Origin of the sequence: Campylobacter parajejuni (assembly GCF_046764905.1) — a bacterium.
In the GTDB taxonomy this organism is placed as follows: Bacteria; Campylobacterota; Campylobacteria; order Campylobacterales; family Campylobacteraceae; genus Campylobacter_D.
The window spans coordinates 173,931-200,696 of record NZ_JBKORB010000001.1 but is presented as its reverse complement, the minus strand read 5'-3'; the positions used below and the strand labels follow the sequence as shown (position 1 = coordinate 200,696).

The window sequence follows — 26,766 nt, the reverse complement described above, 5'->3', positions numbered from 1 at the left end:
GGAAAAATAATGAATAACAGACCCCAGCTCATTTATATTTTGCCTAATCTTTTCACAGCTGCTTCGGCTTTTTTGGGCGTTATTTCCATTATAGCTTCAATACACGGAAATTATTATTCAGCTCTGATTTATATTATCTTATCTTTGATTTGCGATGGGCTTGATGGACGCGTTGCAAGACTTACCAACTCAACTTCGAAATTTGGCGTTGAGTTTGATTCTTTAGCGGATATAGTGGCTTTTGGGGTTGCTCCTGCCATTCTTTTTTATATGGCTATAGGTTATGACTATGGGAAGTTTGGCTCTTTAATCACAGCTTTTTTTGTGGTTTTTGGAGCTATTCGTTTGGCAAGATTTAATGTAACTACTGGCACTTATGAACCTTCTGTTTTTATAGGTCTTCCCATACCCACTGCGGCTGTTGTCAGTGCGATATGGACTTATGCCTTTATTAGTTATGATTTTTTAAAAGCTTATGGAGTAGTTTTTTTAGTGCTTCAAGCAATTTTAGGGCTTTTAATGGTCTCTAATATTCGTTATCCAAGCTTTAAAAAACTTGATTTTAACCGCTCTAGCGTGTTAAAAGTTCTCATTATGCTAATCATCATATTTTCATTTTTATATCTTTACCCTCTTGAAAGTTTGGTTATTTTAGCCAGTTTGTATGTGCTTTATGGACTTATTCGTGCTTGTTATACTCTCATTGTTTCTAAGCTTAAAATAAGAAATCAAGAATAAAGTTTTTCAAGCTCTTCGCATTCTTCTTGCTTAAAACCTGCTTTCATTCTTGCTTCTGTATTGAGTTTTTTTCCTGCAAGGCTAAATTGCTTAAATTTTTTGCAAAGCTCTATAAAATCATACTTATCTTCGTTTGCAAAATTCCACCAAGTATCTCCTTTTGCAACATGTTTTATTTCATCATTGAGTATAATATCAAGATATTCTATTAAGAGCTTTTTAATAGAATGATCAGAGCTTTGAAGTTTTTTAACCACATAAGGATTTGCATCCAGTCCCTTAGCTTCCAAACCCCTATGAACAACCCCCATTCTAAAACTTAAAGAATGCTTTGTAGCCTCTAAGGCAGCCTCTAAATTATCATGCACAACAAAATCTCCATATTTATAGCCAAGCTCTTCTAAAGCGGAATTTAAAAGTTCAAAATGCTTGATTTCTTCATCGGCCACCTCTAGCCAGTCTTTGTAAAATTGCAAGGGCAGATTTTTAAAACGGTAACTTGCATCAAGAGCCAAGTTAATAGCGCTAAATTCTATATGCGCAATAGAATGTATGATTTTAGCCAGAGCCTGGGTTGAATTAGCCAGTTTGGGTCTTCTTATGCGAGTGGGGTGAGCTACGCTAAGAGTGGGATTTGTATTTTTCTTAAAAATACTTAAGCCTTCGTGGTTAAAGATAAAATTATCACTTTTAAAATCTTCATAAAAATTTGTAAAATTATAAAATTTCTCTGCTATATCCTTATGATATAAAATATTTTCAAGCTCTTTAAAAAATTCTTTTTGCATTAAAACCTTTCTAAAAATACAAAATTAATGCTTTAAAATGGAAATTTTAATTATATAATATCAAAATTATTTTACAAGGAAAGATGATGAAAGAATTAAATGAAGAAGAAAAAAGAGTGATTTTAAATAAAGGCACAGAAGCACCTTTTAGCGGGAAATATAATGATTTTTACGAAAAAGGAGTGTATCAGTGTAAGCAATGCGGGGCTTCACTTTATAAATCTCAAGATAAATTTAAATCAAATTGTGGATGGCCAAGTTTTGATGATGAGATTAAAGGAGCCGTTAAAAGAGTGCCTGATAAGGATGGGATTAGAACGGAGATTGTGTGTGCAAATTGCGAAGGGCATTTGGGGCATGTTTTTGAAGGAGAAGGATTTTCTGTTAAGAATGTAAGGCATTGTGTCAATTCTATTTCTTTGGAATTTGTTAAGAATAAGGATTGATGATGTTTTCTAGTGTGAGTTTTGAACTTTATGCCATGTTTTTTGCGGCTATTACCTTACTGGCTGTGCTAAATCCTTTTGGCAACTTAACGCAATTTTTGTCTATGAGTGATGGTTTGCCTTTAATGCTTAGAAAAAAACTTTTTAGAACCATACTCTATACAGCTTTGGCTATTGTTTTGGTGTTTTTATTAACAGGTGGCTTGTTTATGAACTATATTTTCAGGGTTTCATTAAATGATTTAAGGGTTTCTGGGGGTTTGATTCTTATTATAATGGCGGTTAAAAATTTGCTTTTTTCAACAAAAATGGCTACGCAAAATTTAAATCTAGATGAGAAAGATATTTTAAAACAAAGCTTAATTCCTATGGCTTTTCCTATGTTAGTAGGACCCGGAACTCTAGCTAGTGTCGTGGTTATAGCAGAAGATGAGGGGCTTGATGTGGCACTGGGCGGGGTAATGATAGTTTTTATTTTTATGTTTATACTCTTTCATTTTGCAGCCACCATAGAAAAAATCGTTGGGAAGCTTATCTTGCATGTTTTTTCTCGTATTGCCCAAGTGTTTATTGTAGCTATGGGATTTAAGATGATTGTTGTGGGTTTAAAAGATATATTTAATTTGTAAAGCTTAAATTTAAAATTTGCTTTTAAAAATTTTTGTTAAAATTGCCTATATTTTTGACTAAAGTCAAGTTAAAATTCTTTAGGAGTTGTCTTAAAATAACTTTCAAGCACTTGTCTTAAAATTTTTGTGTTTAAAATTAGCCGTTTTAAATTTAGGCTTCATCACTTTTGATTAAAGCTTTAAAGCTTTCAAAACCGCTTTTTTGATGAGTTTTTTCTTGTAGTATGTTTAAAAATTCTTTTCTAGTGATATTTTGAGCTCCCATAAATTCCAAATGCCTATTATAAACTTGACAATCGATGATAAAATCATAGGGTTTTAACAAGGCACAAAGTTTAATCATAGCAATTTTAGACGCATTTTTTCTAAGACTTACCATACTTTCACCAAAGAAAACTTTGCCTAAAATTAAACCATAAATTCCACCTATAAGTTCATTATTTTCATAAAGCTCTAAACTATGTGCGTAGCCTTGAGTGAAAAGTTGATGATAGATTGTGATAAATTCATCATCAATCCAACTCCTGGAACGCTCATCGCGGCACAAGGAAATGAGTTTTAAAAAATCATAATCAAGTCTAATTTGATAAAGATTGATAAATTTTTTCATATTTTTTTGTATGTGAATTTTATCAGGATATAGCACACATCTAGGATCAGGACACCACCAAGCAACAGGCTTACTAGTCCAAGGAAAAAGCCCAAAATGATAGGCTTTTAAGATAAAATTTGCTTCTAAATTAGCACTTAAGAAGACAGGTGCGTCTTTGGGTGCTTTAAGCAGTTTAGAATATAAGCTCAAGCTTTCCATTTTTACCGAGTTTGATTTTGGCTACACCGCCTTTTTTAAGTTTGCCAAACAAAATTTCATCGCTGATTTTCTCTCCTATTTCTTCGGCAATAATGCGTTTTAAAAGCCTTACTCCAAATTCTTTATTGTAGGCTTTTTCGGCTAGATAAATTTTCGTTTTTTCATCAGCTAGTAGTTTTATATTGTTTAAATTTTTAGAAATTTCATCTAGCTCTTTTTGGACGATTTTGGATAAGATTGTATCATTTAAATCATTAAAATGTAAAATTTTATCAATGCGGTTGATAAATTCAGGGGCGAAAAAATCCTTAATAGCCCTATTGCTTTTTTCTTCATTTTTACTTAAAAATCCAAGCTCATTACTTTCTTTTAGTCCCAAATTAGATGTCATTATGATGATGGTATTTTTAAAATCCACTTTAAGACCGCTATTATCAGTAAGCTCTGCATTATCAAAAATTTGCAAAAAGGTGTTGCTTAAATCAGGATGAGCCTTTTCTATCTCATCAAAAAGCACTAAGCTAAAAGGGTTTTTACGCACAGCATTGCTTAAAAGTCCGCCTTCTTCATAGCCCACATAACCAGCAGGACTTCCTATTAACTTGCTTAGAGCGTGTTTTTCTGCGTATTCACTCATATCAAAGCGTTCTAAATTTAGGGCTAAAAATTCCGCCAAAGCTTTGCAAAGCTCAGTTTTGCCAACTCCGCTTGAACCTGTGAATAAAAATACTCCGCGTGGGGTATTGGAATTTTTAAATCCTGCAAAACTTTGTTTAAGTGTTGCAACAAGGCTATTTATAACTTCATCTTGTCCAAAAATTTTTGTCTTTAAATTAGAGCTTAAATTCATTAAGGCTTTATTTTGGTCAAATTCAAACATTTTATGATGGTGGGTCATTTTTGCTAAAACTTCTTGCAAATCCTTCACACTCGCACTTTTTTTAGTTTTTGCACTCAGGGCAAAAGACGCACCAAGCTCGTCAATCAAATCTATGGCACAATCAGGTAAAAATTTATCATTAAAAAATTTCTTACCCCAAACGACAGCGTTTTTGAGGATTTCATCGCTTAATTTTATAGAATGAAAATTTTCATATTTGCTTCTTAAGCCTTTGAGAATTTCTAGACTCTCTTCTTCGCTTGGCTCATCTACATTGATTTTAGCAAAACGGCGGCTTAAGGGCTTGTTTTTATCAAAGCTATTTTTGTATTCCATAAAGGTTGTAGCACCTATACATTTTAAAGAACCATTGCTAAGGGCTGGTTTTAAAAGATTGGAAAAATCAGCATTCGATTCACTTGTGCTTCCAGCTCCCACTATGGTGTGAATTTCATCGATAAATAAAATAGCATTAGGTATTTGTTCAAGCTCATTTAAAATTTCTTTAATTCTTTTTTCAAAATCCCCGCGGTATTTGGTACCTGAGAGTATGCTAGCCATATCCAAGCTAAAAATTCTAGCATTTTGTAAATTTTTAGGAACTTTTTTTTCGGCAATAGCAAGGGCTAATCCTTCCACAATAGCCGTTTTTCCAACACCCGCTTCTCCTACTAAAATGGGATTGTTTTTCTTACGCCTACAAAGAATTTGCATCATTCTTTCAAGCTCAAATTTTCTTCCTATTAAAGGGTCAATCTTGCCATTTTGAGCCAAAAGCGTTAAATCACTTGTGTGGGTATTTAGATTTTGAATATTTTGGCTATTTTTAAGCTCTTTAATTTTTTCAAGCTTGATATGATGTTTTTTCAAAAGATAGCTCGAATATGCCCTTGTATCTTGTATCAGCTCTTCTATAAAATCTATGATTTTAATTTCGCCTTTATTGTTTTTGCATGAAGATAAAATTTCATCTAAAACAACTGACATTAGGGGTTCGATTTCTTGTTTAAGGGCTTGATTGTTTTGAGAAATATAGTTTTTTAATTCATCTTCTAAAAGCTCAAAATCCCCATCTGAAAATTCTTCAAATATATCCTTAAAATCAATGCTAAGTTTTAATAAAGCAAACAATACATGCTCACAAGTGATGAATTCGTGATGGTTGATTAGGCTTAGGTGTTTGGCATTGTCAAGGTATTTTTGTAAAGTTTCTTGGTATTTCATTCTTCTTCTACCTTTGCTTGTAAAGGAAAATTAGCAAGTTTGGCTGCATCTATAACTTTTTTTTGTTTTGAAAGTGCTATTTCTTGGGAGTAAATGCCACAAACCCCAGAGCCATTATGATGAATTTCTAACATCGTTTGGCTAGCTTTTTCAAGATTATGATGAAAAACATTCATTAAAATTTCTATGACAAAATCCATAGTGGTTATATCATCATTTAAGAGTATGACCTTATACATTTTAGGTTCGCTAAGCTTTGTTTGCTCTAAAATTTGAAGCTTTGGCATTATTTTCCTTTGTAAATTTGATTTAAATCTTCTTGCATAAGTTCTGTGGGAATTTTACCCAAATAAAAATTGGTTGGAGCATTGTTATTCCAATAATCGCTTACTTTTTGATAAATTCCATTTTTTAAGACGACTTTAAAAGGAAGTTGTTCCATATTTTGATAATCTATGTCTTTTAAAATTTGGGCAATAATGCGGTCATTGGAGCTACCATTGCTTAGAAAATAATAAGCCCCATAATCCTCTGCAAATTTTTTAACCACTTCATCGCTAACATCTTCAAAATGTGTAAGCCCTATGATGATAAATTTACTGGAATTATTTTTCCAAAGTTTGCTAAGTTCTAAGGCTTCTTCTTTGCATGGGGTACAAAAAGTGCCGAAAAAATCAAACATAAGAACCTTTTCTTCTTCTGCTTCTACTACAAAACCTTTATCTGTTCTTATTAAGGTTTTGCTTCCGCCATTTACACTATTTAAGACTATTTTATCGCCTTTGTGATACTCTTTAAACATAAAATCATTTTGAATTTCTTCTTCCTTGGAGCAAGCATTAAGAAAAAATGCTAAACTGATTAAAAATAGGGCTAAAATTTTTTTCATTTAATTTCCTTTATTTATAATTTTTCATAGCAGCTCTAGCTTCTAAATCGGCTTGTTTTTTCTTTAAGGTTTCGCGTTTATCGTGTAAATTTTTTCCTTTGGCTAAAGCAAGATTAGCTTTTACTTTATTTTTTGTATTAAAATAAAGCTCCAATGCCACAATAGTATATCCTTCGACACTTACTTTACCTAGCAATTTATCAATTTGCTTTTTATGCATCAAAAGCTTCCTAGCAGCTCTTTCTTCGTGTCTATAAAAAGAGTGCGTTGTGCTAAGCAAAGAAATATGGGCATTTAGCAAAAAAATTTCCCCCTTAATAATGCGAACAAAAGAGTCTTTAAGATTTGCCCTACCTGCTCTTAAGGCTACAACTTCACTTCCTTTTAAAACAAGCCCCGCTTCAAAGCGTTCTATAATGCTATAATCAAATAAAGCTTTTTTATTTCTTGCAATAATTTTCACTTGACAACCTTAAAAACACTACTTCCACTGCCACTTAGAAAAAAATCTTCTTCTAAATAAGGCTTCATTTTAGGATATAAAGTTGCACAAGGAGTTAATAAATCGTTTAATTCTTTGTTTTTAAAGTTTTTTAGTAATTCTTTTGTGCTGAGTTTTTTGTAAATTTCAGCCTGTTTTTTGTTTTTTTCAAAATCAAAACTTCCTTTATCAAATTCATCATAAACAGCCTTAGTTTGGCAAGAAATTTGTGGAAAAGTCCAAGCTAAATTGGGTATTTCATCTTCAAATTCTTCTATAATTTCCCCACAACCGCTTACATTAGCAGAGTTAAAACCGCTTAGAAAAAAGGCAATATCGCTTCCTAGCTGTGTGCTTAAGGCAATAAGCTCTTGCAAACTTAGTTTTAAATTCAAACTCTCATTCACTAGTTTTAAAAAACTCGCACAATCACTACTTCCCCCGCCAAGTCCAGCACATACGGGAATGTTCTTTGTGAGTTTTAAGCTTTTTTTGCTAAATAATTCTTTTAATTCCTTGCCATAGCTTTTAGAAAGTAGCCAATAAGCCTTTTGGATAATGTTATTTTCACACTCAAAATTACTAATGATTTCAAATTCTTCACTAGAAGTTTTATCCACAAGCTCAAGCTCATCAAAGATGTCTTTTAAGAGTATAAATCGCGATTCTAAAAGATGATATTTTCTTGAGTCAAAACCGCTAAGTTTTAAAAAAATATTGGCTTTAGCGTAAGCTTTCATTTGATTAGTTTTTTACTCAAATCATCAAGTTTGACATCATTTTGAACGACAGAATGCAAATTTTCATCCTTCACTTGCAAAACAAGCTCTTTTCGTAGTATCATAAGAGATTTTGGAGCTTCTATGCCTATTTTGGCATAACCTTTTCCTGTTTGAACCACTTTGATTTCTATACCTTCTCCTATAATGATGCTTTCATTTTCTTTTCTTGATAATATTAACATTTTTCAACCTTATTTAGAAGATATTTTACCGCATTTTCTTTAATGCTAATTACGCTAAAATATTTTTGTGTTTGAATATAATAATTTCCTTCATCTTGAAATTCCAATTCTTCAATGGAAATTTTAGTGCCATTTTCAAGTTTGCTTAAATCTTTAATAAAATTAGGCTTTAAATGAGTGTATTCTAGCACATTTAAGCTTTTTTCATTATTATAAACAAACTCGCCTTCTTTAATACGCTCTAAAGAACTTAAAGTAGCCTTAATACCTAATTTTTCAGCAAAAAGCTCACAAAAAGACCTTATGTAAGCTCCTTCACTAACGCTAATTTCTATATTTAAAAAAGGATGATTATAGCTTAAAATTTCACAAGCAAAAACTTCCATTTGACAGGGCTTTAAATTGGCTTCTATGCCTTTTTTGGCTAACTCATAAGCACGCTTTCCATTGATTCTTTTGGCACTAAATTGCGGGGGGATAAAACTTAGCTTTCCTTGCATTTGATGGATGATTTGTTTTAAATTTACAAGCTTAAATTCTTTTAAAATTTGAATTTCTTGTATATTCTTATCATCAAGACTTAAAGAAGAAGCCCCAAGCCATAAAGTCGCCTTATAGCTTTTTGGAGTTTTTTTTAAAAAACGAAAAAGTTTGGTGTATTGTCCAAATGCAACGATTAAAACTCCCTTAGCAAAAGGATCAAGAGTGCCCGAATACCCCGCCTTTTGCACTCCATATTTCTTTTTTATCAAGCTTAAAAAGGCATTAGAGCTTAAACCCCTTGGTTTAAAGGCGACAAAAATTTTATTCATATTGCTTTTTCCACGAAACTTGCCATAATCACACGCATTATGCCACCAAAATTAATCTTAAGTTTTTCTTCTGTGCTTTTGCTTACTTCAACAACCCTGCCTATGCCAAAAATTTTATGTTTAACTAAATCTCCTTTGCAAAAAGTAGTTTTTTGTATATTTTGAGTTTTTAATTTTTTATGATTTGAGCTGCTTTCTTCTAAGAAACGACTGGGATTTACATTGATTCGCAAACCCTGATGAAAACGAGACTTTGCGACACTTAGGGTAAGAAATTTTTTAGCACGAGTGATAGCGACATAAGCAAGACGGCGTTCTTCTTCGAGATTTTCTTCACTATTTAAAGGAAAAAAGCCCTCATCAAAGCCTATGATAAAAACAAAATCAAATTCCAAGCCCTTACTTGCGTGAATGCTCATCAAGCAAACACATTCTTCATCTAAGCCGTCTTGGTCGCTTAGTAAGGCAATTTCGCTTAGTAAATCTTCTAAGCTTAAATCAGGCTCCATTTTTAGTTTTTCTCTTAAATTAGCATAAAACTCATCTAAATTACGAACCCTTTCATCCCCATCTTCTTGCTCTGAAAAATAAGCTTTGATTTTAAATAATTCTTCTATATTGTCAAGAACTTTTTTTGCACTATCATAGCTTCTTAAAGTGTGGATATTTTGTATAAAAACATTGGCTTCATTTTGTGCTTTTTTTGTTGTCAAAATTCTCACACCCCCCTCACTTTCACATAGGGCATCAAAAAGTGAAATTTGATGTTTTTTGGCGTATTCTTCTAGCTTCCTTAGAGCCTTTTCTCCTATGGAGCGTTTAGGACGGTTAATAATGCGTTTAAAGGATAAATCATCACTTGGATTTAAAATAAGTCTAAGATAGGAGCTTAAATCTTTGATTTCCAATCTCTCATAAAAACGCATACCACTAAGCAATTTATAGGCAATTTTTTCTTTCATAAAGGCTTCTTCTATTGCCCTAGATAGTGCATTGACACGAAATAAAATCGCAATTTCTTTAGCTTCTACTTTAGAATTTAGCAATTTCTTTACTTCTTGTGCGATGTGTAAGCTTTCATCTTTTTCGTTTTCGTTTTTTAAAATTTTTATGCTTTCTCCTGCATCTTTAGTGCAGATTAAGGTTTTGCCCAGTCTTTTTTCATTATGCGATATGAGTTGATTTGCCGCTTGTAAAATAGTCCCTACTGAGCGGTAATTTTGCTCAAGTTTGACAAGCTTGACATTTTTAAATTCATTTTGAAAATTTAAGATATTTTCAATCTTTGCCCCACGCCAACTATAAATACTTTGGTCATCATCTCCTACCACAGCGATATTTTCGTGGCTTTTGCATAAATTTTTTAGAATTTTGTATTGTAACGCATTGGTATCTTGGTATTCATCAACCATAATATAATGATAAAGCAAACTTTGCTCCTTAGCAAAGCTCTCATCGGCTTCTAAAATTCGGTTGCTTAAAAGCAAAAGGTCATCAAAATCTACGCAATTTTGTTTGAGTAAGTATTCTTCATAGCTGCGGTAATAATTAGCCATTTTATACATATTTTGATATTTTTCAAAGTCCTGCTCTTTTAATAAATTTAAATCCTCAAAGACCTCTTCTACTCTTTTGCTCTCATTTTTCCAATGAGAAATATGTCCCATAATTTCATAGGGCTTGTCTTTATTTTTATCAAGGATTAAATCTTTGATAATTCTTTTTGTATCATCTGTGTCAATCACAAGAAAATTATTTTTACGCTCCAATCTTTCAAAATGAAGTTTTAAAAATAAAAGTCCAAATTTGTGAAAGGTGCAAAGCAAGGGATTGTATAAGGGATTATGATGATTTTGTAGAAAATTTAACGCCCTATGACGCATAAGGTTAGCTGCTTTGTTTGTAAAAGTAAGAGTAAGGGTATTACAAGCTGCAATGCCCACTTCGCCGATTAAATAAGCCAAGCGGGTTGTGATGGTTTTGGTTTTACCACTACCTGCACCGGCTAAGATAAGCATAGCTCCATCAATATGACTTGCGGCTTCTTTTTGACTTTCATTTAAGTCTTCAAATAGCTTCATTTTTTAAAAAAATCTTTATTTTTTGGATTGTTTAAAAATATATTTTTAGATTTTTGTAAATTCTTATCATCCTTGCGTTTATAGAGACTAAAATTCACAAAGATTATACTATTTTCTACTTGAATTTGACTGATAGCGCCTAAATCAATGCTGACAAAACTATCAAAATCATCGCTACCAAAACCAGCGTGAAATTGAATGAAATCCTTATTTAACTCTATGGATTCAAAGGTATATCCTCCAAGGGCAAAAAGGGCGTAAGGATTTTGTTTGACATCAAGCTCTTTGGGAAGCTCAGGGTTAAAATCTATGAATTTTGTGTTCGCAACTATGGAAAATTCTATATTGTTTTGCGTTAGGCTTGTTATTACTTCATAGCAATGTTTTTGCATAAGATGGATAAAATTTTCATTTTCTAAAATTTTTTCTAGCATATTTTTAACTCCATAAATTCATCAATGAGTTTTTGAATTTCTTTTATGCCTATTTCCCAAAAATTTTCATCTTCTATATCAAAGCCAAACATTCCTACAAGCTCTTTTGGACTCACGCTGCCCCCTAAAGAGAGCATTTTGATATAAAGCTCTTTAAAATTCTCACATTTTCCACTTTTATAAAGTCCATAAAGGGCTAAAACCAGAAGCTGGGCATAAGCATAAGCATAGCAATAAAAGGGAGTATGGATAAAATGCGGAATATAACTCCACCAAGAAGCGTAATTTTTAGTCAGTTTTACGCTATTAGCAAACATTTTTTGCGATTCTTCCATCCAAATTTTATTGATTTCTTCAGTGCTTAATTCATTTTCGTGTGCGTGTAAGCGTCTTTCAAAACAAGTGAAATTAATTTGTCTGTAAAAAGTTGCAAAAATATCCTCGATTTTACCCGCATAAAGTGCTAAAAGCTCTTCTTTTTTCAGCTTATCCTTAATGAAATCAAAAACCAACATCTCAGCAAAAACTGAAGCGGTTTCTGCTGTGGTTAAAGGGGTGTTTTGATTAAGATAGCTTACACTATAAGAAAGTTTTTGATGAATGGTGTGTCCTAGCTCATGAGCTAGTGTAAAAAGGTCGCGTCTTTTGCCCGTGTAATTTAGCAAAACAAAAGGATGGGCATCAGCAGTAGTGGGATGTGAAAAAGCTCCCCCTTGCTTATTTTCCTTAGGATAAACATCAATCCAACCCTTATCAAAGGCATTCTTAGCTATATCGTAAAATTGCGTAGAAAAAGCCCCAAAAGATTCTAAAACAATGTTTTTACTCGTCTTAAAATCAAAATGAGCTTCTTTTCCAAGGGGCGCGTATCTATCATAGTCTTTAAGCTCATTAAAGCCTAAAATTTGTTTTTTTCTTTTGTAAAATTGCGATACTAGATTGAAATTTTTCTCAGCACTCACAATAAGAGCATCCACGCTTTTTTGTGAAATTTGATTGCTAATATGCCTTGAAATTTCAGCGTTTTCATAGCCTCTTAAAAGGCTTATATTTTTTTTTTCTGTTTTTATCATATTGATAATAAAACTTAAAAGTCTGCTATTTTTTTGCAAGGCTTTGCTAAATTTTTTAGCGGCTTTTTTGCGTATTTTTCTATCTTCATCGTGTAATTTGCTTAGAATTTCTTCTTCGCTAAGTTTTTTGCCTTCAAAAGGAATTTTTAAAGCACTTAAACTTTCATCAAAAAGCCTACCAAAAGCACTTGCACCCGTGTTTGAAAGATAAAGCATAATGCGTTCTTCGTTTTTGCTAAGATTGTAGCGTTTGTTTTGGAGTAAATTAGCAAGATAAAAATTATAATTTTTACAAAAATCTAAGAATTCTTTACTTTTTTCATCAGACAAAAGACAAAATTCAAGCTCAAAAAAGAGTAAATTTTCTTCTATTTTTTTACATTCTTCTTCGTATTTGGCGTAAAAAGAACCCTTTTTTGTATTTTTAGCAAAAAGCAAATAAGCATAGCTCATAATTTTACCCAAGGCTTGATTTAAATTCTCATAAGCTTCTAAGGCTATTAAAAAATCATTATTATTTAGCATTTGAAGCTTGTTTTCATAGCATTCTTTGAAGCTTAAACTTCTTTTGATTTGATTTTGCGTAAAGTTTTGCAATTCTTCTTCATTGTGAAATAAAGCATTTAAATTCCATTCTAACATCTTTCATCCTTTTCTAATATAAGTTTTTTAAGCACAGCCATTCTAATAGCCACCCCATTTTTAACCTGCTTTAAGATTAAAGTTCTCTCATCTTCCATCATTTCATCGCTTATATCTATGTTGCGATTTACGGGTCCGGGGTGCAATAAAATAAGCTTTTTATCTTTAAGCAAATTTTTTTCAATGCAAAAATCATTCGCATAGTCTTTAAGCGAGGCGTAAATGCTTTTATTGTGCCTTTCACTTTGAGTCCTAAGACTCATAATAATATCCGTATTTTCTATAAGTTTTTCATCCAGTTTATAAAATTTTTTAAGAGAAGTTGTGGGCATAAAATGCGGCGGTGCTACTAAGCTAATGTCGAGTTTAAAACGACTTAAAAGCTCTATGTTAGAATTAGCCACCCGAGAATTTTTAATATCGCCTACTATGCAAATTTTTTTACCCTCTATATCGCCTTGAAAGTGGTTGTGTATGGTAAATAAATCCAGCAAGGCTTGAGTGGGGTGAGCGTGCTTTCCATCTCCTGCATTGACAACAGGACAATGTAGGTGTTTTGCCAATATCGAAGGAACTCCAGAGTTTGCATGCCTTACAACGATAGCATTAGGACCCATAGCATCTAAAATCGCAGCTGTATCATAAAGGGTTTCGCCCTTGCTTGAGCTTGATTTTGCAACATCAAGGCGTAAAACCCTTGCGCCCAATCTTTTTGCAGCACTTTCAAAAGATGAAAGGGTGCGTGTAGAATTTTCAAAAAAAATAGTCGTAATGCTTTTTCCTTCAAGAAAAGTTCTAGGCTTTTCATCTAAAAATTCTCTTGCTTCACCTAAAAGTTCTAGGATTTCGAGTTTGTTAAAATCCTTTGTAGTGATGAGATGACGCATATTTTTGCCTTATTTGATATTGTAATTTAATTCATTTTTAGAACAAATTGCTGTAAAAAGAACATCTGTGGAGCTATTTAAAGCGGTTTCAACACTATCTTGAATCACTCCTATGATAAAACCTATGGCAACGACCTTCATAGCAATATCATAATCAACACCCAGCAAAGAACAAGCAAGGGGTATAAGCAGCAAAGACCCTCCAGCCACCCCGCTTGCCCCACAAGCTGCAAAGGCAGCGATAATGCTGAGTAAAAAAGCTTGAAAAAGACTGATTTCTATGCCAACGGTATGGGCTGCACTTAGGCTTAAAATCGCTATGGTAACGGCGGCTCCACCCATATTTATAGTAGCGCCTAAGGGTATGGATATGCCATAAAATTCTTTATCAATTCCTAATCTAGCGCAAAGAGCCATATTTACGGGGATATTGGCTGCTGAGCTTCTTGTGAAAAAAGCAAAAAAAGCACTATGTCTTAAACAGATAAAAATCAAAGGAAAGGGATTTTTTCTTGTGTAAAAAAAGACTATAAGAGCATTGATTATAAAACATACAAAAAGCATAGTGCCTACGAGTAAGAGCAGAAGTTTTGCATAGCTTAAAAGCCCATCTGCTCCTGTTTGAGCTACGGAATTTGCTACCAGTCCAAAAATTCCAAAAGGAGCCAATTTGACTATGAATTTAACGATTTTTAAAACCCCTTCATTAATATCTATAAAAACTTGCTTTGCTTCGCTAGAGCAGTGTTTTAAGGCTATTCCTCCAGCTATTGCCCAAGCTAAAATTCCTAAATAATTTCCACTTGAAAGAGCGTTTATGGGATTATCAACAATTTTAAGCAAAAGGTCTTTAAAAACAGCACCGATATGATTAGGAGATGAATTAAGAGCAGTTTGAACTTCATCTAAAACAAGCTTCACAGGAAAGAAAAAATTCACAACAACCGCACAAGCTGAAGCAAGAAAGGTGCCTACTATGTATAAGATAATAATATTTTTGATTTTAGTGCCACTTTGAGAAAAATCTTTAGTGCAAATGGAAGTTAAAATTAAAATAAAAACAAGCATAGGAGCAATGGCTTTTAAAGCACCTGTAAAGAGTGTTCCTAGTAAATTGGCAAGTTCGGATAGTTCTTTGGAACTAATGCCTACAAGTATTCCTAAGGCTATACCTATGCAAATTTGAAGGATAAGATTGCCCTTAGCGTAATTTTGGATTATTTTAGAAAACATAAAAATCCTTGCAATGATATTTAAAGAGAATTTAATTCTAACTAACTTTTGCTTAATTTTAGTAAATTTTTAGGGGATTAAGCTTTGATAAGTTTATTTGGGTTACAATTGTAGCTCATTTTTTATGAAAGGACTTTTTATGTATCTATTCACTTCAGAAGTCGTAAGCGCAGGTCATCCAGACAAATGTGCTGATATAATCGCTGATACGATAGTGGATATACTCTTGAAAAATGACAAAAATTCAAGGGTGGCGAGTGAGGTTTTTGTCGCAGGAAATAAGGTTGTGATAGGAGGCGAAGTAAAGTCAAATCACAAGCTTAGTAAAGCTGATTACGATAATTTAGTTAAAGATGTTTTGAAAAATATAGGCTATGACGGAGCAGGGCATTTTAGCAAGGAGCAATGTTTGCATCCTGATGAGCTTGATGTGATGGTGTTTTTGAATGAGCAAAGCCCAGATATTAATCAAGGTGTCGACCAAGAAGATGGAGAAACAGGAGCAGGGGACCAAGGCATAATGTTTGGTTTTGCAAGTTGCGAGGCGGCTGAGTATATGCCAGCGGCGATTAGCTATGCAAGAATGCTTTGTGATAGGGTTTATGCTTATGCTAAGGCTAATCCGCACGAGCTTGGTGTGGATATAAAAACTCAAGTAACCATTGATTATGGTTCTAAGGCAAATTTTGAAAATTGCAAGCCTCAAAGTATCCATACCATAGTGGTTTCTGCACCTTGCGTTGCAAGTATGAAAATAGAAGATTTAAGGGCTTTGGTGATGAAATTAATTTTAGATAGTAATTTACCTAAAGAACTTTTTAACCCTGAAAAAACAAGAATTTTAATCAATCCAACCGGTAAATATGTCAATCACTCTTCTTTGCACGATAGTGGTTTAACGGGGCGTAAGCTTATAGTGGATAGCTTCGGGGGCTATTCGCCTATTGGCGGGGGAGCGCAGTCAAGTAAGGATTATACTAAGGTTGATAGAAGCGGACTTTATGCGGCTAGATGGTTGGCTAAAAATATAGTCGCAGCAGGACTTGCTAAAAAGTGCATAGTTCAGCTTAGTTATGCCATAGGTGTTGCAAAGCCCACTTCTGTGAGTGTTGATTGTATGGGAACGAATTTAAGCAAGGTCAATGATGATAAGCTAAGTGAGTTTGTAATGCAAACTTTTTCTTTGACGCCAAATTGGATTCGGGATAAATTTCAGCTGGATAAGCCAAGCAAAGAAACTTTTCTTTATGCTGATGTAGCAGCTCGTGGGCAAGTGGGACAAAAGGATTATCCTTGGGAAAAGCTTGATGCACTAGAGCAATTTAAGGCTTTGATGTAAATTTTAGCGGGATTTATTTCCCGCTTTTTTGCTTATTTTAAAAATTAAATTTGATATTTTTAATTGGTCTTAGAATATACATATTGCATAATATTTTATCGTTTTTATGTAATATAATCTAAATTTGCTTATCTCTTGCAATCTCAGTATTCCTAGCACTTGTCCATCTCAAGATATTAAGAGAGTTAAATCTTAATATATAATACAAATATAAAAATTATTTGTTTATAATTTAGATTAACTTTATTACAATTTTACACATTTATTAAAAAAATAAAAACTTTCACAAATATCATAAAATCATTATATATATTTTTTAAATATCCATAACACAATACTTTGTTAAATTTGATTTAGAACATATCCTGTGATAAAATGAATTATATTACATCTTAAAACAAGGAGCTAAAATGTTTAAAAAATTGTTAAGTGTTACAGCTTTAGGTGCTTTATTGTCAAGTTCTGCTTTTGCAGAGGATATTCTTGCTAAAATAAGTAATGGAGCAATTAGTGATAATAGTGCAGGTGTTAAAGTCCTTAGCCTTGATGAGATGAAAGAGGTTAAGGGTGGGTATTATTTTAGTAGAGCAAGTGGATATGACAATATTGCAGGTGTTAGAAGTTATGCTTACTTTGTTTATAATGGTAATTATGGTCCAGTTAATTCTGAACTTCAAGTGGATTCATATAAAACAATTCTTGCTAAATATCGTTATGTTAATAATCAAAAAGATTATTATCTACAAGCTTATAATCCTAGAACTAACTCTTTTGGAACGATTTTCCCTAATTACACTACATCTTGGGGAAAAAATGCAATGGAAATTCTAAAAGATTTTAGAAAAAAATACTAACCCACTCCATTCTGTTCCATTTTATTCCAAAGTGGAACAGAATTTGCTTATATTATTTCAAATTAGATTGAAGGCAAAAAAATCTAAATCAAGGAAAAAATATGAGTATCTTTAGTATCAATGATAATTCAAACTATACTTCCATACTTTCACAAAGTAAAGCTAATAAAGAAAGTAAAGAAAATTCTAAAATAAGTTTTGCTAATGCTTTTTTAAAACAAAATGCTAGTAAGTTAAGCGATATAGAAAGTAAAAATTCACAAACTCTAGCAAGAAGTGAAGCATTAAATTCTACTAATACAACAAATACTAGCAATAACACTAATTTTAGTACAAGTAGTAAGACAAATTCTCCTAATTATAATATATCCAGTGAATTTAAAAACTCTATTTATACTCTAAAATACAAACAAGCTGATTTAAGCACTACTACTAATACAGCCTATGGTTATAGTGTAAATAAAGATGGCTATATGGGAAGTGATTTTAATAAAGCTGCAGGATTACCACAAGATTTTAAAATACATAAATCTACTTTAGATGAGATTAAAAAAGCTGCTGAAAATGATCCTCATATTTTATTTACAAAAGAATATCTAGGTGTAAGTGAATACTATACAAACATAGATATGGCTGAAACCATAAAACAATACTATAATCTTTTTTCTAATGCTTTAAATCAAAGCTTTCCAAGTGATAAAAATAGTTTCACTGAAGCAGATATAAACTCTATGCCTAGTGGGTATGGTGTAAGTGGAATAAAAACTGCAGATTTTGATGATCCAAATAATAGAATGAATATCACTCTTTTAGTAAATTATTCAAATTCTTTTATTTCAAATGTCTATCAAACCCCTGAACAAGCAAAAGAAGCTGATGAACTTTGGGCTGATTCTGGATATATGATTAATGGTTTAAAACCTGAAACCTTAGGTTTATCCTTAGAAGAGATTAAAAATGTTTCTAAGGGTGAAGATTGGCAATTTACCCCTGATATGTCTGTTTATCCACAAAATGAAGATGGAAGTTATCCTAAAGAAGCTTTATTTATGAGTTTTTTAAAATCTAAGAATGGGCGTCCTATTGAAAGCTTAAAAACTACACTTGATCCAACTATAGAAGCTTATAATAGAGCTATGGCTAAAGAAAGTTTTTCAACTACTAGCGTAGATATAAGTGATATTATGACAAGTAAGATTGATTTTAAAAATTTATTTAAAAATTTGCTTAGCAAAGGTAAATTAGAAGGAGAACTTTATATGTATGATAAAGGCATAACTCCTAGACAAGCTTTAGGTAACTGGGCTTTAGATGCTGAGATTAAACAAGCTCTTGCTAACGGCTGGAAAGCAAGTAGTGAAAGTATAAATTCTTATGCTGATTCTATAATGGATAGATTAAACAACCTTTTAAGTCAGACTAGGGTTTAGAAAAAGGATTTATATCATTAGTTTCAAAAAATGTTTAAAAAGTAAAGGATTTAATATCACTTGATTGCGATATTAAAATCCAAAATGTTCTATTTCAAAATTTAAAGATTTGGGTAGATTGAGTTTGTAATCTTTGAGTTGTTTTTTAGGATTAACAACTAAAGCAAATCCACCTTTTTTATATCTATCCCAAACACTATAAAATTCTCTTTTAGAACTGATATATTCCCCATAGCTTGGATCAAGTATTTGTAAATAATTACCTTTATGATTTATAATCACCACAAAATGTGGAAAGCGTGGATCATCTTCAATTTTAACTAAAATAGGAACAGATATAATATTCTCTAAAATCTTTCTATCGACTTTATAAGATTTGCTTTCATAGCCAAGCTTTTTTACTGCATCATTTAAATCCGCAAAACTTACCATATCTGTATAAAGTTTTTGTCCGCTTATAGTTTTTAATAAATCTAATTCTGTTAAATTATTATCATCAAGTGTATTAATAAGCGTAGCCAAAGAAGCAGCACCACAAGATTCTTCATAATTTTGTCTTACAACTTTTTCATTTTTAATTTCTTGGTAAGACTTAACTACAAATTCTGCCTTTAAAAATAAAGGCAAAAGAGTAATCATTAATGCTATTTTTAGAATTTTTTCCATAGATTGATACCAAAAATTGCATCAGGTGCAGCAGAGCTTCCACCTAGACTTGCACTGACTGAAACAGCAGTATCTTGATTTATACTATAAGTAGAACCGCCACTAATTGTAGGAATTGATCTGATTTCTGAATTTTTTACACCATTGATTTTTTGTTCGGTTTGAAATCTTTGTTCTGCTCCTAAATCCAAAGTAATTTTAGGGCTTAGAATTATAGATAAATTTCCCCCGAAGTAAATACTATTGCCATAATCTATTTTTGCGATTTTAAATTTTCTTTGGGCATTATAACCAAATCCTGTATAAATACTATATACCACTGGATCGCTATATCCTCTTAAACTTGCTTCTAAGTTTTGGGATTGAAAATAAAAGTTTTTAGTTTGCAAAACTGTTTTTTCTCTTTGAATGATTGCTGTTTGAAATTTAATCTGTGGAACAAAATCAGCAATACTTTCTCCCGTATAAACAAAACCTATCCATAAAGAATCAAAATTTAAAGTATTTTTGCTCGTATAAGCACCTGAAATAATATTGTTATACTCTTGTCTTGCATAATTTCCACCGCCTGAAATAAGTAAATCGAAATTAGGCGTAAGCGTATAAATAAAAGTTTGATTTAAATAAAGTTGTTTTGTGTCATTCCAAACATTTAAATCTCCATTTACTCCAATATTTGGATAAATGTAGTATGAGTGAGGATTTCCTGTGCTAAGCAAGGATAAGCTTGTAATACTTCTTAAACCTATTTGCTTTTTAAATAAACTATCGATATTTAGCTCATCACTAGCAAAAAGCCAACCACTTAAAACTGCCAAAATAAGAATAATTTTTTTCATTTTATTACCTTTTTAAAATATTGCTTTGAAAAATTAAGCAAGGAGTGTTCCAAAGTTTTTAGTGTATTTTTTATATTTTATTCTTTCTTTTATAAATTATCCATCGCAAGATATTAAGAGGGTTAAATCTTAATATATAATACAAATATAAAAATTATTTGTTTATAATTTAGATTAACTTTATTACAATTTTACACATTTATTAAAAAAATAAAAACTTTCACAAATATCATAAAATCATTATATATATTTTTTAAATATCCATAACACAATACTTTGTTAAATTTGATTTAGAACATATCCTGTGATAAAATGAATTATATTACATCTTAAAACAAGGAGCTAAAATGTTTAAAAAATTGTTAAGTGTTACAGCTTTAGGTGCTTTATTGTCAAGTTCTGCTTTTGCAGAGGATATTCTTGCTAAAATAAGTAATGGAGCAATTAGTGATAATAGTGCAGGTGTTAAAGTCCTTAGCCTTGATGAGATGAAAGAGGTTAAGGGTGGGTATTATTTTAAAAGAGCCCCAAATTTTGATTATGGCACAGCCATTAGAAGTTATGCTTATATTGTAACTGATGCAGATAATAGTCGGTTGCAAATAGGTTCCAATAGCACTGTTCTTGCCAAATACCGCTATGTAAATAATCAAAAAGAATATTATTTGCAAAGCTATAACAATGGAACTTTAGGGACAATTTTTCCTAATTATTCTACAAGTTGGGGGCAATATGCTATGGATATCATGAGAGATTTCAAAAGCAAATATTAATTCTCACTCTCTGTTCCATTTTATTCCAAAGTGGAACAGATTTTGCTTATATTATTTCAAATTTAGGTTGAAGGCAAAAAATCTAAATCAAAGGAAAAAATATGAGTATCTTTAGTATCAATGATAATTCAAACTATACTTCTATACTTTCACAAAGTAAAGCTAATAAAGAAAGTAAAGAAAATTCTAAAATAAATTTTGCTAATGCTTTTTTAAAACAAAATGCTAGTAAATTAAATGAAATTCAAAGTGCAAATTCACAAACTCTAGCAAGAAGTGAAATATTAGATAATCAATCAAATTCTAATAATAATAATAGTATCAATAAAAACTATTACACTAAAACAACTTCCCCTAATTATAATATATCTAGTGAATTTAAAAACTCTATTTATACTCTAAAATACAAACAAGCAGATATAAGTAATACTTCTACTAATACAGCTTATGGTTATAGTGTAGATAAAGATGGTTATATGGGAGAAGACTTTAACAAAGCTGCAGGATTACCAAAAGATTTTAAGATACATAAATCTACTTTAGATGAGATAGAGAGAGTGGCTGAATATAATGTTTCTGATATAAGAGAATATCTAGGTGTAGATAAATATTATTCTAATATCGATATGGCTGAAACCATTAAACAATACTACAATCTTTTTTCTAATGCTTTAAATCAAAGCTTTCCAAGTGATAAAAATAGTTTTAGTGAAAAAGATATAAATTCTATGCCTAAGGGTTATGCTATAAGTGGAATAAAATCTATGGATTTTAATAATCTAAACAATAGAATGAATATCACTCACTTAAGAGATTTCTCAAATTCTTTTGTTTCAAACATTTATCAAACCCCTGAGCAAATGAAAGAAGCTGAAAGTTTGTATATACAATCAGGAGCTTTAATAGATGGTATAAACGGACATAGCTTTGGCTTGTCCCTAGAAGAAATCAAAAATGTTTCTAAGGGTGAAGATTGGCTATTTAATCCTGATATGTCAGTTTATCCACAAAATGAAGATGGAAATTATCCTAAAGAAGCTTTATTTATGAGTTTTTTAAAATCATATGGTGGCGGATTGCCTGTTGAGAGTTCAAAAACTACACTTAATCCAAAAGTAGAAGCTTATAATAGAGCTATGGCTAAGGAGAGTTTTAATGGTAGTGGCATTGCTTTAGATGACATTATGACAGGTAAAGTTGATTTTGCAAGTTTGTTAAAAGGCTATGCACAAAAGGGTTGGCTTGATGCAGATATATATGCAATGGAAAAAGGAGTTGTTTGGCAAAATACAAGCATAGGTTATGGTGGAGCTTGGTTTGATAGAGAATTTAATCAAGCAAAAACTAATGGCTGGAAAGCAAGCAGTGAAAGCATAAATTCTTTTGCTAATTCTATAATGGATAGATTAAATAAGCTCATAGGACAGACTAGGGTTTAGGAAGTAAATAAAAAGAAATTAATATCGCTTATTTATTACAATTTTACACATTTATTAAAAAAATAAAAAACTTTTACACTAAGGAATTTATGCAAGGGCTTTATAAGTATTATTTAAACAGAATAGAGTTTGAAAAGCAAAAACTCATTAACGAAGAGCAAATTTTAGCCTATTTGAAAGAAAATCCATCTTTGTGTGAAAAATATAAAAAAATGTTTGATGAGGAATTAGAGCATATCAAAGAACACCGCCCTGATATAGTGGCTTCTTGGAAATATTATGCTAAGTTTGAAAAAATTTGCAAAGCTTTAATGAAAGAGCGTGTTTAAATACTCGCTCCATTTTAAGCTGAGTTTTTCTTTAGGCAAAATCACTGCATTTTCTTTACCATTGACAGAGTGATAGACACTGACGCCGTATTTGCTTGCGTAAAATTTCATTAAGAGTTGCTGGAGTTTGTATTCGGTGCTATGATTAAACCAAGCGTTGTTGCTTAGAGCTATGATGATTTGGGAATTTTTGTAATTTTGCTCCTTAGTCGCTTCATAACAAATGGCATTAGTGATGATTTGATTGTTTAATTTATATTGGCTTTGCACGGGACCCTTGGCAAATTCTTCAATATTTTTAAGAAAATAATTTTTTATCAAGTCTTTAAAAAAGGGAATTTCCTCACCAAAGGGAACTAGAAAATGCTTATTTAAAATATAAACGCTACCTTTTTTAAAGATATAGGTGCTATTGTAAATAAGCTCTTTTTCGGTATTAAAAGCCCCTGTAATGATGGTGATTTGATGGGATAATTCTTTTAGCATAAGTTCATATTTGGTATTTTTTAAATCAAAAGCAAAGGCGCTCTCAGGTAAGATTACAAGCTCTTTTTTTTCATTTATAGCCCTAATTATATCTTGTATCAAGGCATTGGAATTTATACTTAAATTTTCTTGTAAAAATTTTTGCTCTTGTGAAATTTGGGTGTTGATAAGTTTATAATCAAGCTTTAGTGTTTGGGCTTTTTTTTCATCATATTGAAAGCCTATGAAAAATAAAGCCGTGATAATTGCCATTTTATAATACCTTGAAATATAGCCTTCATAGATAAAATAAGTCATAAGAAAAATACAAAGCACCCCCCTAAAACTCGGGTCAAAAAAGCCATAAACGCTAAAAATTCCCCAATTAAGCCAATCAAAACCCAGTGGATGCACATAGCTTAGAGCAAAAATCCCACAAAGCCTTAAAAAATCAAATTTTAATAAATAACACAAGCGAAAAAGCACCCCATAAACAAGCCCTACGATAAGGGGTATAATAGGCACTAAATAGTTTAGATTAAAATAAATTGAAGATAAACCAATCCACCAAAACCAAAGAATTCCTACAAAAAAACCTATCCAAAAATATTGTTTAGCATTTTTGCTTTTTAGGAGTAAAACCAAGCCCCAAATAGCTAAAAATGGGCTGATAGTTTGTGTGAAAATATTTGCAAAAAAGGATAAATAAATAGAATTTGAAAGTAAAATTGCAATAAAAAAGACTTTTATTATTTTAAAAATGATAGAATTAGTGTTTAATTTTTTTGGAATAAAGGAAAAATATGGCAGAAAATTCAATTTTAACTTCATTGTTACCTCTTGTAGTGTTATTTGCAATTTTTTATTTTTTGGTGATTAGACCCCAACAAAAACAAGCAAAAGCACATAAACAAATGCTTGAGTCCCTGCAAAAAGGCGATAAAATCATCACTAATGGCGGGCTTATTTGTGAAGTTGTAAAACCAGAGGAGGATTTTATCAAAGTTAAGCTTAATGAAGACAATGTTACTGCAAAAATTTCAAGAGAATTTATAGCAAAGAAAATTGATGCGTAATGCTAAAATCACTTATCGCTTGCTTATTTTTATAGCGGTATTTATTTTTGGAGTGGCTTTTTCGCTCCCTTCTTTTTTGCAGTCAGAACGAGGTGCGAAGATAAATTTAGGGCTTGATTTGCAAGGTGGGCTTTATATGCTTTTAGGCGTGGATAATGAAGAAGCCGTAAAGTCAAAAATGAAGTCAATCGCATCTTCGTTGAGTTATTCTTTTAATAAAGAAAATATTTTGAATGATGGCTTAAATACCCATAATGATATTTTAGAATTTAGCTTACTTGATAATGCAGATGTGCCAAAGCTTGAAAATTTACTTAAAGAAATAAAAGGAATTCATGTGCAAAGTGAAAATATGCATTATAAAATTTCTTTTACCCCAGAAGAAGTAAAAAATATAGAAAATTTTGCCCTTTTGCAAGCGGTTGAAACGATAAGAAATAGGCTTGATGAATTTGGTTTAGCAGAACCCACCGTTGCTAAACAAGGCGATGATAAAATTTTGGTTGAACTTGCAGGGATTAAAACCAAAGAAGATGAATTAAGGGCAAAAGAACGCATCACCAAGTCGGCACATTTGCAACTTATGGAAGTTGATGATAGTAAAATGAATCAAGCTTCTATTATGAGCGATGCTGAAGCTGCAAGTTATGGGCTTGTTTTGGTGCCTGATTCTAGAAATCCAAATTTAAAGTATGCCTTAAAAAGCATACCTATTTTAGATGGTTCTATGCTTACTGATGCTAGAGTAGGCTTTAGCGATACAAGCTCTTATCCTGTGATTAATTTTAGCTTAAATGCGGAAGGTTCTAAGAAATTTGCTGATTATACAGGAGCAAATGTAGGTAAACGCCTTGCTATTGTGCTGGATAATAAGGTCTATTCTGCACCCTCTATCAATGAACGCATAGGAGGGGGAAGTGGGCAAATTAGCGGAGCTTTTAGCCAAGAAGAAGCTCGCGATGTAGCAGTGGCTTTAAGAAGTGGGGCTTTACTCGCTCCTGTAAAGCTTTTAGAGCAAAGAAGTATAGGACCATCTTTGGGTGCTGAGAGTATAAAAATGAGTATGATAGCTCTTATGGGTGCTTCTGTTTTTATCATTGTTTTTATGATGTTTTACTACGGGGTAGCTGGAATTTTTGCCAACATAGCAATGCTGGTTAATGTTTTAGTCGTAGTAGCGGTTATGGCTATGTTTGGAGCGACTTTAACCCTGCCCGGAATGGCAGGACTTGTTTTAACCGTGGGTATGGCTGTGGATGCGAATGTTATCATCAATGAACGCATAAGAGAACTTTTGCGTGAAGGGCTTAAGATAAGAGCTAGTATAGAACAAGGCTATAAAAATGCTATGAGTGCCATTATCGATGCAAACATCACTTCTTTAGTTACTTCAGTGGCACTTTATGCTTATGGAACGGGAGCGGTAAAGGGTTTTGCTGTAACTTTGGGAATTGGTATTGTTGTTTCTATGATTACGGCGATATTAGGAACTCATGGAATGTTTGATTATTTTATGCAACGCATAGAAAAAAGCAATAATACAAGATTTTGGTTTGGTTATAGGAGAAAATAATGCAATTTTTTAGCGAAAAGAAAATTTATGATTTTATGAGAATGCGTTTTGCTGCTATTTCTCTTTCTTTTATCTTGTTTTTTGGCTCTATTTATTTGCTTTGGGATAGGGGTTTGCGCTATGGTATTGATTTTAGCGGAGGGACCTTAGTTCAGCTTAAATATGAAAATGCAGCTCCTATAAGTGAAATTCGAAATCTTTTAGAAAAGCAGGGGACTTTTCAAAATTTATCTGTAACGGAATTTGGAAGTAATGAAGAAGTAACCATACGCTTTTTAGGAAGCAATGATAGCGTAAGCCATGACATAGGCGAACACATTAGCACTCTTTTAAAAGATACAGGAAAATTTGAAGTGCGGCGTGCTGATGTAGTGGGTCCAAAAGTGGGCGATGAGCTTAGAAATAAAGGACTTATGGCTATGGCTGTATCTTTGATAGCCATTTTGATTTATATAGCACTGCGTTTTGAATGGCGTTTTGCTCTTGCGGCAATTATTAGCGAAATACACGATGTTGTGATTACTTTAGGAGCAATTTCTTTGTTTAGAATCGATGTAAATTTAGATACCTTAGCTGCTGTTTTAACCGTGCTTGGCTATTCTTTAAATGATACTATTATTATTTTTGATAGGATTAGAGAGAATATTAAAACCAGCAAAAACAACGAACTTGCACCTATAATCAACGAAAGCGTTTCAGCGACTTTATCAAGGACTATACTCACTTCAGGTCTTACTTTAGCCACTGTTGTGATTTTATATTTTTTCGGTGGGCAAATGATAGAAGGCTTTTCCTTGGCTTTGATTGTGGGTATTATAGCAGGAACTTTAAGTTCTATTTTTGTAGCAAGTCCAACCTTGCTTTGGTTTAAATTCAGTGTGCTTGAATTTAGGGCTAAAGAATTTGAAAAATTAAAAAGAAAACAGGATAAAGAAAAAGAGCGTGCTATATATGAAAAAGGAAGGGTTTAA

29 protein-coding genes are annotated in these 26,766 nt (G+C 32.1%); 12 read left to right on the top strand and 17 right to left on the bottom strand.

What is annotated here, in order from left to right; genetic code table 11:
- The first annotated feature begins 9 nt into the window (after positions 1–9).
- Entirely contained in the window at positions 10–738 is a 729-nt protein-coding gene (gene pssA, locus ACLL8X_RS00995; RefSeq protein WP_411989087.1) for a CDP-diacylglycerol--serine O-phosphatidyltransferase, read from the top strand.
- Here pssA and ACLL8X_RS00990 read toward each other — a convergent pair.
- Positions 729–1,526 (bottom strand): ferritin-like domain-containing protein, encoded by a 798-nt coding sequence (locus tag ACLL8X_RS00990; RefSeq protein ID WP_411989086.1) that lies wholly within the window; start codon positions 1,524–1,526, stop codon positions 729–731. The two genes, pssA and ACLL8X_RS00990, sit on opposite strands and share 10 nt — an antisense overlap.
- A gap of 86 nt (positions 1,527–1,612) precedes the next feature.
- Here ACLL8X_RS00990 and ACLL8X_RS00985 point away from each other — a divergent pair, with 86 nt between their 5' ends.
- Positions 1,613–1,972 carry a methionine-R-sulfoxide reductase gene (locus tag ACLL8X_RS00985; protein WP_411989085.1) on the top strand — a complete coding sequence of 120 codons (360 nt, stop codon included), beginning with the start codon at positions 1,613–1,615 and terminating at the stop codon, positions 1,970–1,972.
- 14 nt (positions 1,973–1,986) lie between these two features.
- A complete protein-coding gene (locus tag ACLL8X_RS00980) occupies positions 1,987–2,601 on the top strand; it encodes a MarC family protein (RefSeq protein ID WP_411989225.1) in 615 nt (204 codons plus the stop codon).
- Between the two features lie 151 nt (positions 2,602–2,752).
- On the opposite strand, the gene aat is transcribed toward ACLL8X_RS00980, so the two are convergent.
- From aat to sstT, 13 genes are read right to left on the bottom strand one after another with little or no spacing between them, the layout of a single operon-like run.
- Entirely contained in the window at positions 2,753–3,412 is a 660-nt protein-coding gene (aat, locus tag ACLL8X_RS00975; RefSeq protein WP_411989084.1) for a leucyl/phenylalanyl-tRNA--protein transferase, read from the bottom strand.
- Positions 3,387–5,516: an AAA family ATPase gene (locus ACLL8X_RS00970; RefSeq protein ID WP_411989083.1), complete on the bottom strand. Its 2,130-nt coding sequence runs from the start codon at positions 5,514–5,516 to the stop codon at positions 3,387–3,389. Before ACLL8X_RS00970 ends, aat begins: the two co-directional genes overlap by 26 nt.
- Positions 5,513–5,803, bottom strand: coding sequence for an ATP-dependent Clp protease adaptor ClpS (locus ACLL8X_RS00965; protein WP_411989082.1), 291 nt, complete (start codon positions 5,801–5,803; stop codon positions 5,513–5,515). Before ACLL8X_RS00965 ends, ACLL8X_RS00970 begins: the two co-directional genes overlap by 4 nt.
- Entirely contained in the window at positions 5,803–6,405 is a 603-nt protein-coding gene (locus ACLL8X_RS00960; protein WP_411989081.1) for a thioredoxin domain-containing protein, read from the bottom strand. The genes ACLL8X_RS00965 and ACLL8X_RS00960 overlap by 1 nt, the downstream gene beginning before the upstream one ends.
- Positions 6,406–6,415: 10 nt before the next feature.
- Entirely contained in the window at positions 6,416–6,868 is a 453-nt protein-coding gene (gene smpB, locus ACLL8X_RS00955) for an SsrA-binding protein SmpB (RefSeq protein WP_411989080.1), read from the bottom strand.
- Complete coding sequence (locus tag ACLL8X_RS00950) at positions 6,865–7,626, bottom strand: 4-(cytidine 5'-diphospho)-2-C-methyl-D-erythritol kinase (RefSeq protein WP_411989079.1); 762 nt, start codon at positions 7,624–7,626, stop codon at positions 6,865–6,867. The genes smpB and ACLL8X_RS00950 overlap by 4 nt, the downstream gene beginning before the upstream one ends.
- Positions 7,623–7,850, bottom strand: coding sequence for a carbon storage regulator (locus tag ACLL8X_RS00945; RefSeq protein WP_411989078.1), 228 nt, complete (start codon positions 7,848–7,850; stop codon positions 7,623–7,625). The genes ACLL8X_RS00950 and ACLL8X_RS00945 overlap by 4 nt, the downstream gene beginning before the upstream one ends.
- Entirely contained in the window at positions 7,844–8,662 is an 819-nt protein-coding gene (gene truB / locus ACLL8X_RS00940; RefSeq protein WP_411989077.1) for a tRNA pseudouridine(55) synthase TruB, read from the bottom strand. Before truB ends, ACLL8X_RS00945 begins: the two co-directional genes overlap by 7 nt.
- Positions 8,659–10,743, bottom strand: a complete 2,085-nt coding sequence (locus tag ACLL8X_RS00935) for an ATP-dependent helicase (RefSeq protein ID WP_411989076.1) — start codon at positions 10,741–10,743, stop codon at positions 8,659–8,661. Before ACLL8X_RS00935 ends, truB begins: the two co-directional genes overlap by 4 nt.
- Complete coding sequence (locus ACLL8X_RS00930) at positions 10,740–11,177, bottom strand: hypothetical protein (RefSeq protein WP_411989075.1); 438 nt, start codon at positions 11,175–11,177, stop codon at positions 10,740–10,742. The genes ACLL8X_RS00935 and ACLL8X_RS00930 overlap by 4 nt, the downstream gene beginning before the upstream one ends.
- Positions 11,171–12,892, bottom strand: a complete 1,722-nt coding sequence (locus ACLL8X_RS00925) for a M3 family oligoendopeptidase (RefSeq protein WP_411989074.1) — start codon at positions 12,890–12,892, stop codon at positions 11,171–11,173. Before ACLL8X_RS00925 ends, ACLL8X_RS00930 begins: the two co-directional genes overlap by 7 nt.
- Entirely contained in the window at positions 12,886–13,779 is an 894-nt protein-coding gene (locus ACLL8X_RS00920; RefSeq protein WP_411989073.1) for an aspartate carbamoyltransferase catalytic subunit, read from the bottom strand. The genes ACLL8X_RS00925 and ACLL8X_RS00920 overlap by 7 nt, the downstream gene beginning before the upstream one ends.
- Positions 13,780–13,788: 9 nt before the next feature.
- Entirely contained in the window at positions 13,789–15,012 is a 1,224-nt protein-coding gene (sstT, locus tag ACLL8X_RS00915; RefSeq protein WP_411989072.1) for a serine/threonine transporter SstT, read from the bottom strand.
- A 139-nt stretch (positions 15,013–15,151) separates the two neighbouring features.
- Between sstT and metK the strand changes: the two genes are divergently transcribed.
- The 3 genes from metK to ACLL8X_RS00900 all read left to right on the top strand — a co-directional run bounded on the left by metK (position 15,152) and on the right by ACLL8X_RS00900 (position 18,635).
- Positions 15,152–16,351 (top strand): methionine adenosyltransferase, encoded by a 1,200-nt coding sequence (metK, locus tag ACLL8X_RS00910; RefSeq protein WP_411989071.1) that lies wholly within the window; start codon positions 15,152–15,154, stop codon positions 16,349–16,351.
- Between the two features lie 410 nt (positions 16,352–16,761).
- On the top strand, positions 16,762–17,205 hold the full coding sequence (locus tag ACLL8X_RS00905; protein ID WP_411989070.1) for a hypothetical protein: 444 nt from the start codon (positions 16,762–16,764) through the stop codon (positions 17,203–17,205).
- Positions 17,206–17,306: 101 nt separating this feature from the next.
- Positions 17,307–18,635 carry a Cj0814 family flagellar-dependent secreted protein gene (locus tag ACLL8X_RS00900; RefSeq protein WP_411989069.1) on the top strand — a complete coding sequence of 443 codons (1,329 nt, stop codon included), beginning with the start codon at positions 17,307–17,309 and terminating at the stop codon, positions 18,633–18,635.
- Between the two features lie 72 nt (positions 18,636–18,707).
- Here ACLL8X_RS00900 and ACLL8X_RS00895 read toward each other — a convergent pair whose 3' ends face one another.
- Together ACLL8X_RS00895 and ACLL8X_RS00890 are read right to left on the bottom strand one after the other, a co-directional pair.
- Complete coding sequence (locus ACLL8X_RS00895) at positions 18,708–19,301, bottom strand: cysteine peptidase family C39 domain-containing protein (RefSeq protein ID WP_411989068.1); 594 nt, start codon at positions 19,299–19,301, stop codon at positions 18,708–18,710.
- The gene (locus ACLL8X_RS00890) at positions 19,286–20,140 is read right to left on the bottom strand and encodes a hypothetical protein (protein ID WP_411989067.1); all 855 of its coding nucleotides are present in this window, start codon (positions 20,138–20,140) and stop codon (positions 19,286–19,288) included. The genes ACLL8X_RS00895 and ACLL8X_RS00890 overlap by 16 nt, the downstream gene beginning before the upstream one ends.
- A gap of 347 nt (positions 20,141–20,487) precedes the next feature.
- On the opposite strand from ACLL8X_RS00890, the gene ACLL8X_RS00885 reads away from it, so the two are divergent.
- From ACLL8X_RS00885 to ACLL8X_RS00875, 3 genes are all read left to right on the top strand, one after another.
- A complete protein-coding gene (locus ACLL8X_RS00885) occupies positions 20,488–20,913 on the top strand; it encodes a hypothetical protein (protein WP_411989066.1) in 426 nt (141 codons plus the stop codon).
- Positions 20,914–21,014: 101 nt separating this feature from the next.
- The gene (locus tag ACLL8X_RS00880) at positions 21,015–22,352 is read left to right on the top strand and encodes a Cj0814 family flagellar-dependent secreted protein (RefSeq protein WP_411989065.1); all 1,338 of its coding nucleotides are present in this window, start codon (positions 21,015–21,017) and stop codon (positions 22,350–22,352) included.
- Between the two features lie 17 nt (positions 22,353–22,369).
- Positions 22,370–22,681, top strand: coding sequence for a DUF2972 domain-containing protein (locus ACLL8X_RS00875; protein WP_411989224.1), 312 nt, complete (start codon positions 22,370–22,372; stop codon positions 22,679–22,681).
- On the opposite strand, the gene ACLL8X_RS00870 is transcribed toward ACLL8X_RS00875, so the two are convergent.
- On the bottom strand, positions 22,661–23,977 hold the full coding sequence (locus tag ACLL8X_RS00870) for an apolipoprotein N-acyltransferase (protein WP_411989064.1): 1,317 nt from the start codon (positions 23,975–23,977) through the stop codon (positions 22,661–22,663). The genes ACLL8X_RS00875 and ACLL8X_RS00870 overlap by 21 nt on opposite strands.
- Here ACLL8X_RS00870 and yajC point away from each other — a divergent pair.
- The 3 genes from yajC to secF are packed head-to-tail and all read left to right on the top strand — an operon-like array spanning position 23,950 to position 26,766.
- Positions 23,950–24,222, top strand: a complete 273-nt coding sequence (yajC, locus tag ACLL8X_RS00865; protein ID WP_002786346.1) for a preprotein translocase subunit YajC — start codon at positions 23,950–23,952, stop codon at positions 24,220–24,222. The two genes, ACLL8X_RS00870 and yajC, sit on opposite strands and share 28 nt — an antisense overlap.
- Positions 24,215–25,795, top strand: a complete 1,581-nt coding sequence (gene secD, locus ACLL8X_RS00860; RefSeq protein ID WP_411989063.1) for a protein translocase subunit SecD — start codon at positions 24,215–24,217, stop codon at positions 25,793–25,795. The genes yajC and secD overlap by 8 nt, the downstream gene beginning before the upstream one ends.
- Positions 25,795–26,766 carry a protein translocase subunit SecF gene (secF, locus tag ACLL8X_RS00855; RefSeq protein WP_411989062.1) on the top strand — a complete coding sequence of 324 codons (972 nt, stop codon included), beginning with the start codon at positions 25,795–25,797 and terminating at the stop codon, positions 26,764–26,766. The genes secD and secF overlap by 1 nt, the downstream gene beginning before the upstream one ends.

What these genes read in the sequence shown, in the direction of transcription:
- pssA (WP_411989087.1), top strand. Translation starts at nt 10, where the DNA reads ATGAATAACAGACCCCAGCTCATTTATATTTTGCCTAATCTTTTCACA.
- ACLL8X_RS00990 (WP_411989086.1), bottom strand. Translation starts at nt 1,526, where the DNA reads ATGCAAAAAGAATTTTTTAAAGAGCTTGAAAATATTTTATATCATAAG.
- ACLL8X_RS00985 (WP_411989085.1), top strand. Translation starts at nt 1,613, where the DNA reads ATGAAAGAATTAAATGAAGAAGAAAAAAGAGTGATTTTAAATAAAGGC.
- aat (WP_411989084.1), bottom strand. Translation starts at nt 3,412, where the DNA reads ATGGAAAGCTTGAGCTTATATTCTAAACTGCTTAAAGCACCCAAAGAC.
- ACLL8X_RS00970 (WP_411989083.1), bottom strand. Translation starts at nt 5,516, where the DNA reads ATGAAATACCAAGAAACTTTACAAAAATACCTTGACAATGCCAAACAC.
- ACLL8X_RS00965 (WP_411989082.1), bottom strand. Translation starts at nt 5,803, where the DNA reads ATGCCAAAGCTTCAAATTTTAGAGCAAACAAAGCTTAGCGAACCTAAA.
- ACLL8X_RS00960 (WP_411989081.1), bottom strand. Translation starts at nt 6,405, where the DNA reads ATGAAAAAAATTTTAGCCCTATTTTTAATCAGTTTAGCATTTTTTCTT.
- ACLL8X_RS00950 (WP_411989079.1), bottom strand. Translation starts at nt 7,626, where the DNA reads ATGAAAGCTTACGCTAAAGCCAATATTTTTTTAAAACTTAGCGGTTTT.
- ACLL8X_RS00945 (WP_411989078.1), bottom strand. Translation starts at nt 7,850, where the DNA reads ATGTTAATATTATCAAGAAAAGAAAATGAAAGCATCATTATAGGAGAA.
- truB (WP_411989077.1), bottom strand. Translation starts at nt 8,662, where the DNA reads ATGAATAAAATTTTTGTCGCCTTTAAACCAAGGGGTTTAAGCTCTAAT.
- ACLL8X_RS00935 (WP_411989076.1), bottom strand. Translation starts at nt 10,743, where the DNA reads ATGAAGCTATTTGAAGACTTAAATGAAAGTCAAAAAGAAGCCGCAAGT.
- ACLL8X_RS00930 (WP_411989075.1), bottom strand. Translation starts at nt 11,177, where the DNA reads ATGCTAGAAAAAATTTTAGAAAATGAAAATTTTATCCATCTTATGCAA.
- ACLL8X_RS00925 (WP_411989074.1), bottom strand. Translation starts at nt 12,892, where the DNA reads ATGTTAGAATGGAATTTAAATGCTTTATTTCACAATGAAGAAGAATTG.
- ACLL8X_RS00920 (WP_411989073.1), bottom strand. Translation starts at nt 13,779, where the DNA reads ATGCGTCATCTCATCACTACAAAGGATTTTAACAAACTCGAAATCCTA.
- sstT (WP_411989072.1), bottom strand. Translation starts at nt 15,012, where the DNA reads ATGTTTTCTAAAATAATCCAAAATTACGCTAAGGGCAATCTTATCCTT.
- metK (WP_411989071.1), top strand. Translation starts at nt 15,152, where the DNA reads ATGTATCTATTCACTTCAGAAGTCGTAAGCGCAGGTCATCCAGACAAA.
- ACLL8X_RS00905 (WP_411989070.1), top strand. Translation starts at nt 16,762, where the DNA reads ATGTTTAAAAAATTGTTAAGTGTTACAGCTTTAGGTGCTTTATTGTCA.
- ACLL8X_RS00900 (WP_411989069.1), top strand. Translation starts at nt 17,307, where the DNA reads ATGAGTATCTTTAGTATCAATGATAATTCAAACTATACTTCCATACTT.
- ACLL8X_RS00895 (WP_411989068.1), bottom strand. Translation starts at nt 19,301, where the DNA reads ATGGAAAAAATTCTAAAAATAGCATTAATGATTACTCTTTTGCCTTTA.
- ACLL8X_RS00890 (WP_411989067.1), bottom strand. Translation starts at nt 20,140, where the DNA reads ATGAAAAAAATTATTCTTATTTTGGCAGTTTTAAGTGGTTGGCTTTTT.
- ACLL8X_RS00885 (WP_411989066.1), top strand. Translation starts at nt 20,488, where the DNA reads ATGTTTAAAAAATTGTTAAGTGTTACAGCTTTAGGTGCTTTATTGTCA.
- ACLL8X_RS00880 (WP_411989065.1), top strand. Translation starts at nt 21,015, where the DNA reads ATGAGTATCTTTAGTATCAATGATAATTCAAACTATACTTCTATACTT.
- yajC (WP_002786346.1), top strand. Translation starts at nt 23,950, where the DNA reads ATGGCAGAAAATTCAATTTTAACTTCATTGTTACCTCTTGTAGTGTTA.
- ACLL8X_RS00870 (WP_411989064.1), bottom strand. Translation starts at nt 23,977, where the DNA reads ATGAAGTTAAAATTGAATTTTCTGCCATATTTTTCCTTTATTCCAAAA.
- secD (WP_411989063.1), top strand. Translation starts at nt 24,215, where the DNA reads ATGCGTAATGCTAAAATCACTTATCGCTTGCTTATTTTTATAGCGGTA.
- secF (WP_411989062.1), top strand. Translation starts at nt 25,795, where the DNA reads ATGCAATTTTTTAGCGAAAAGAAAATTTATGATTTTATGAGAATGCGT.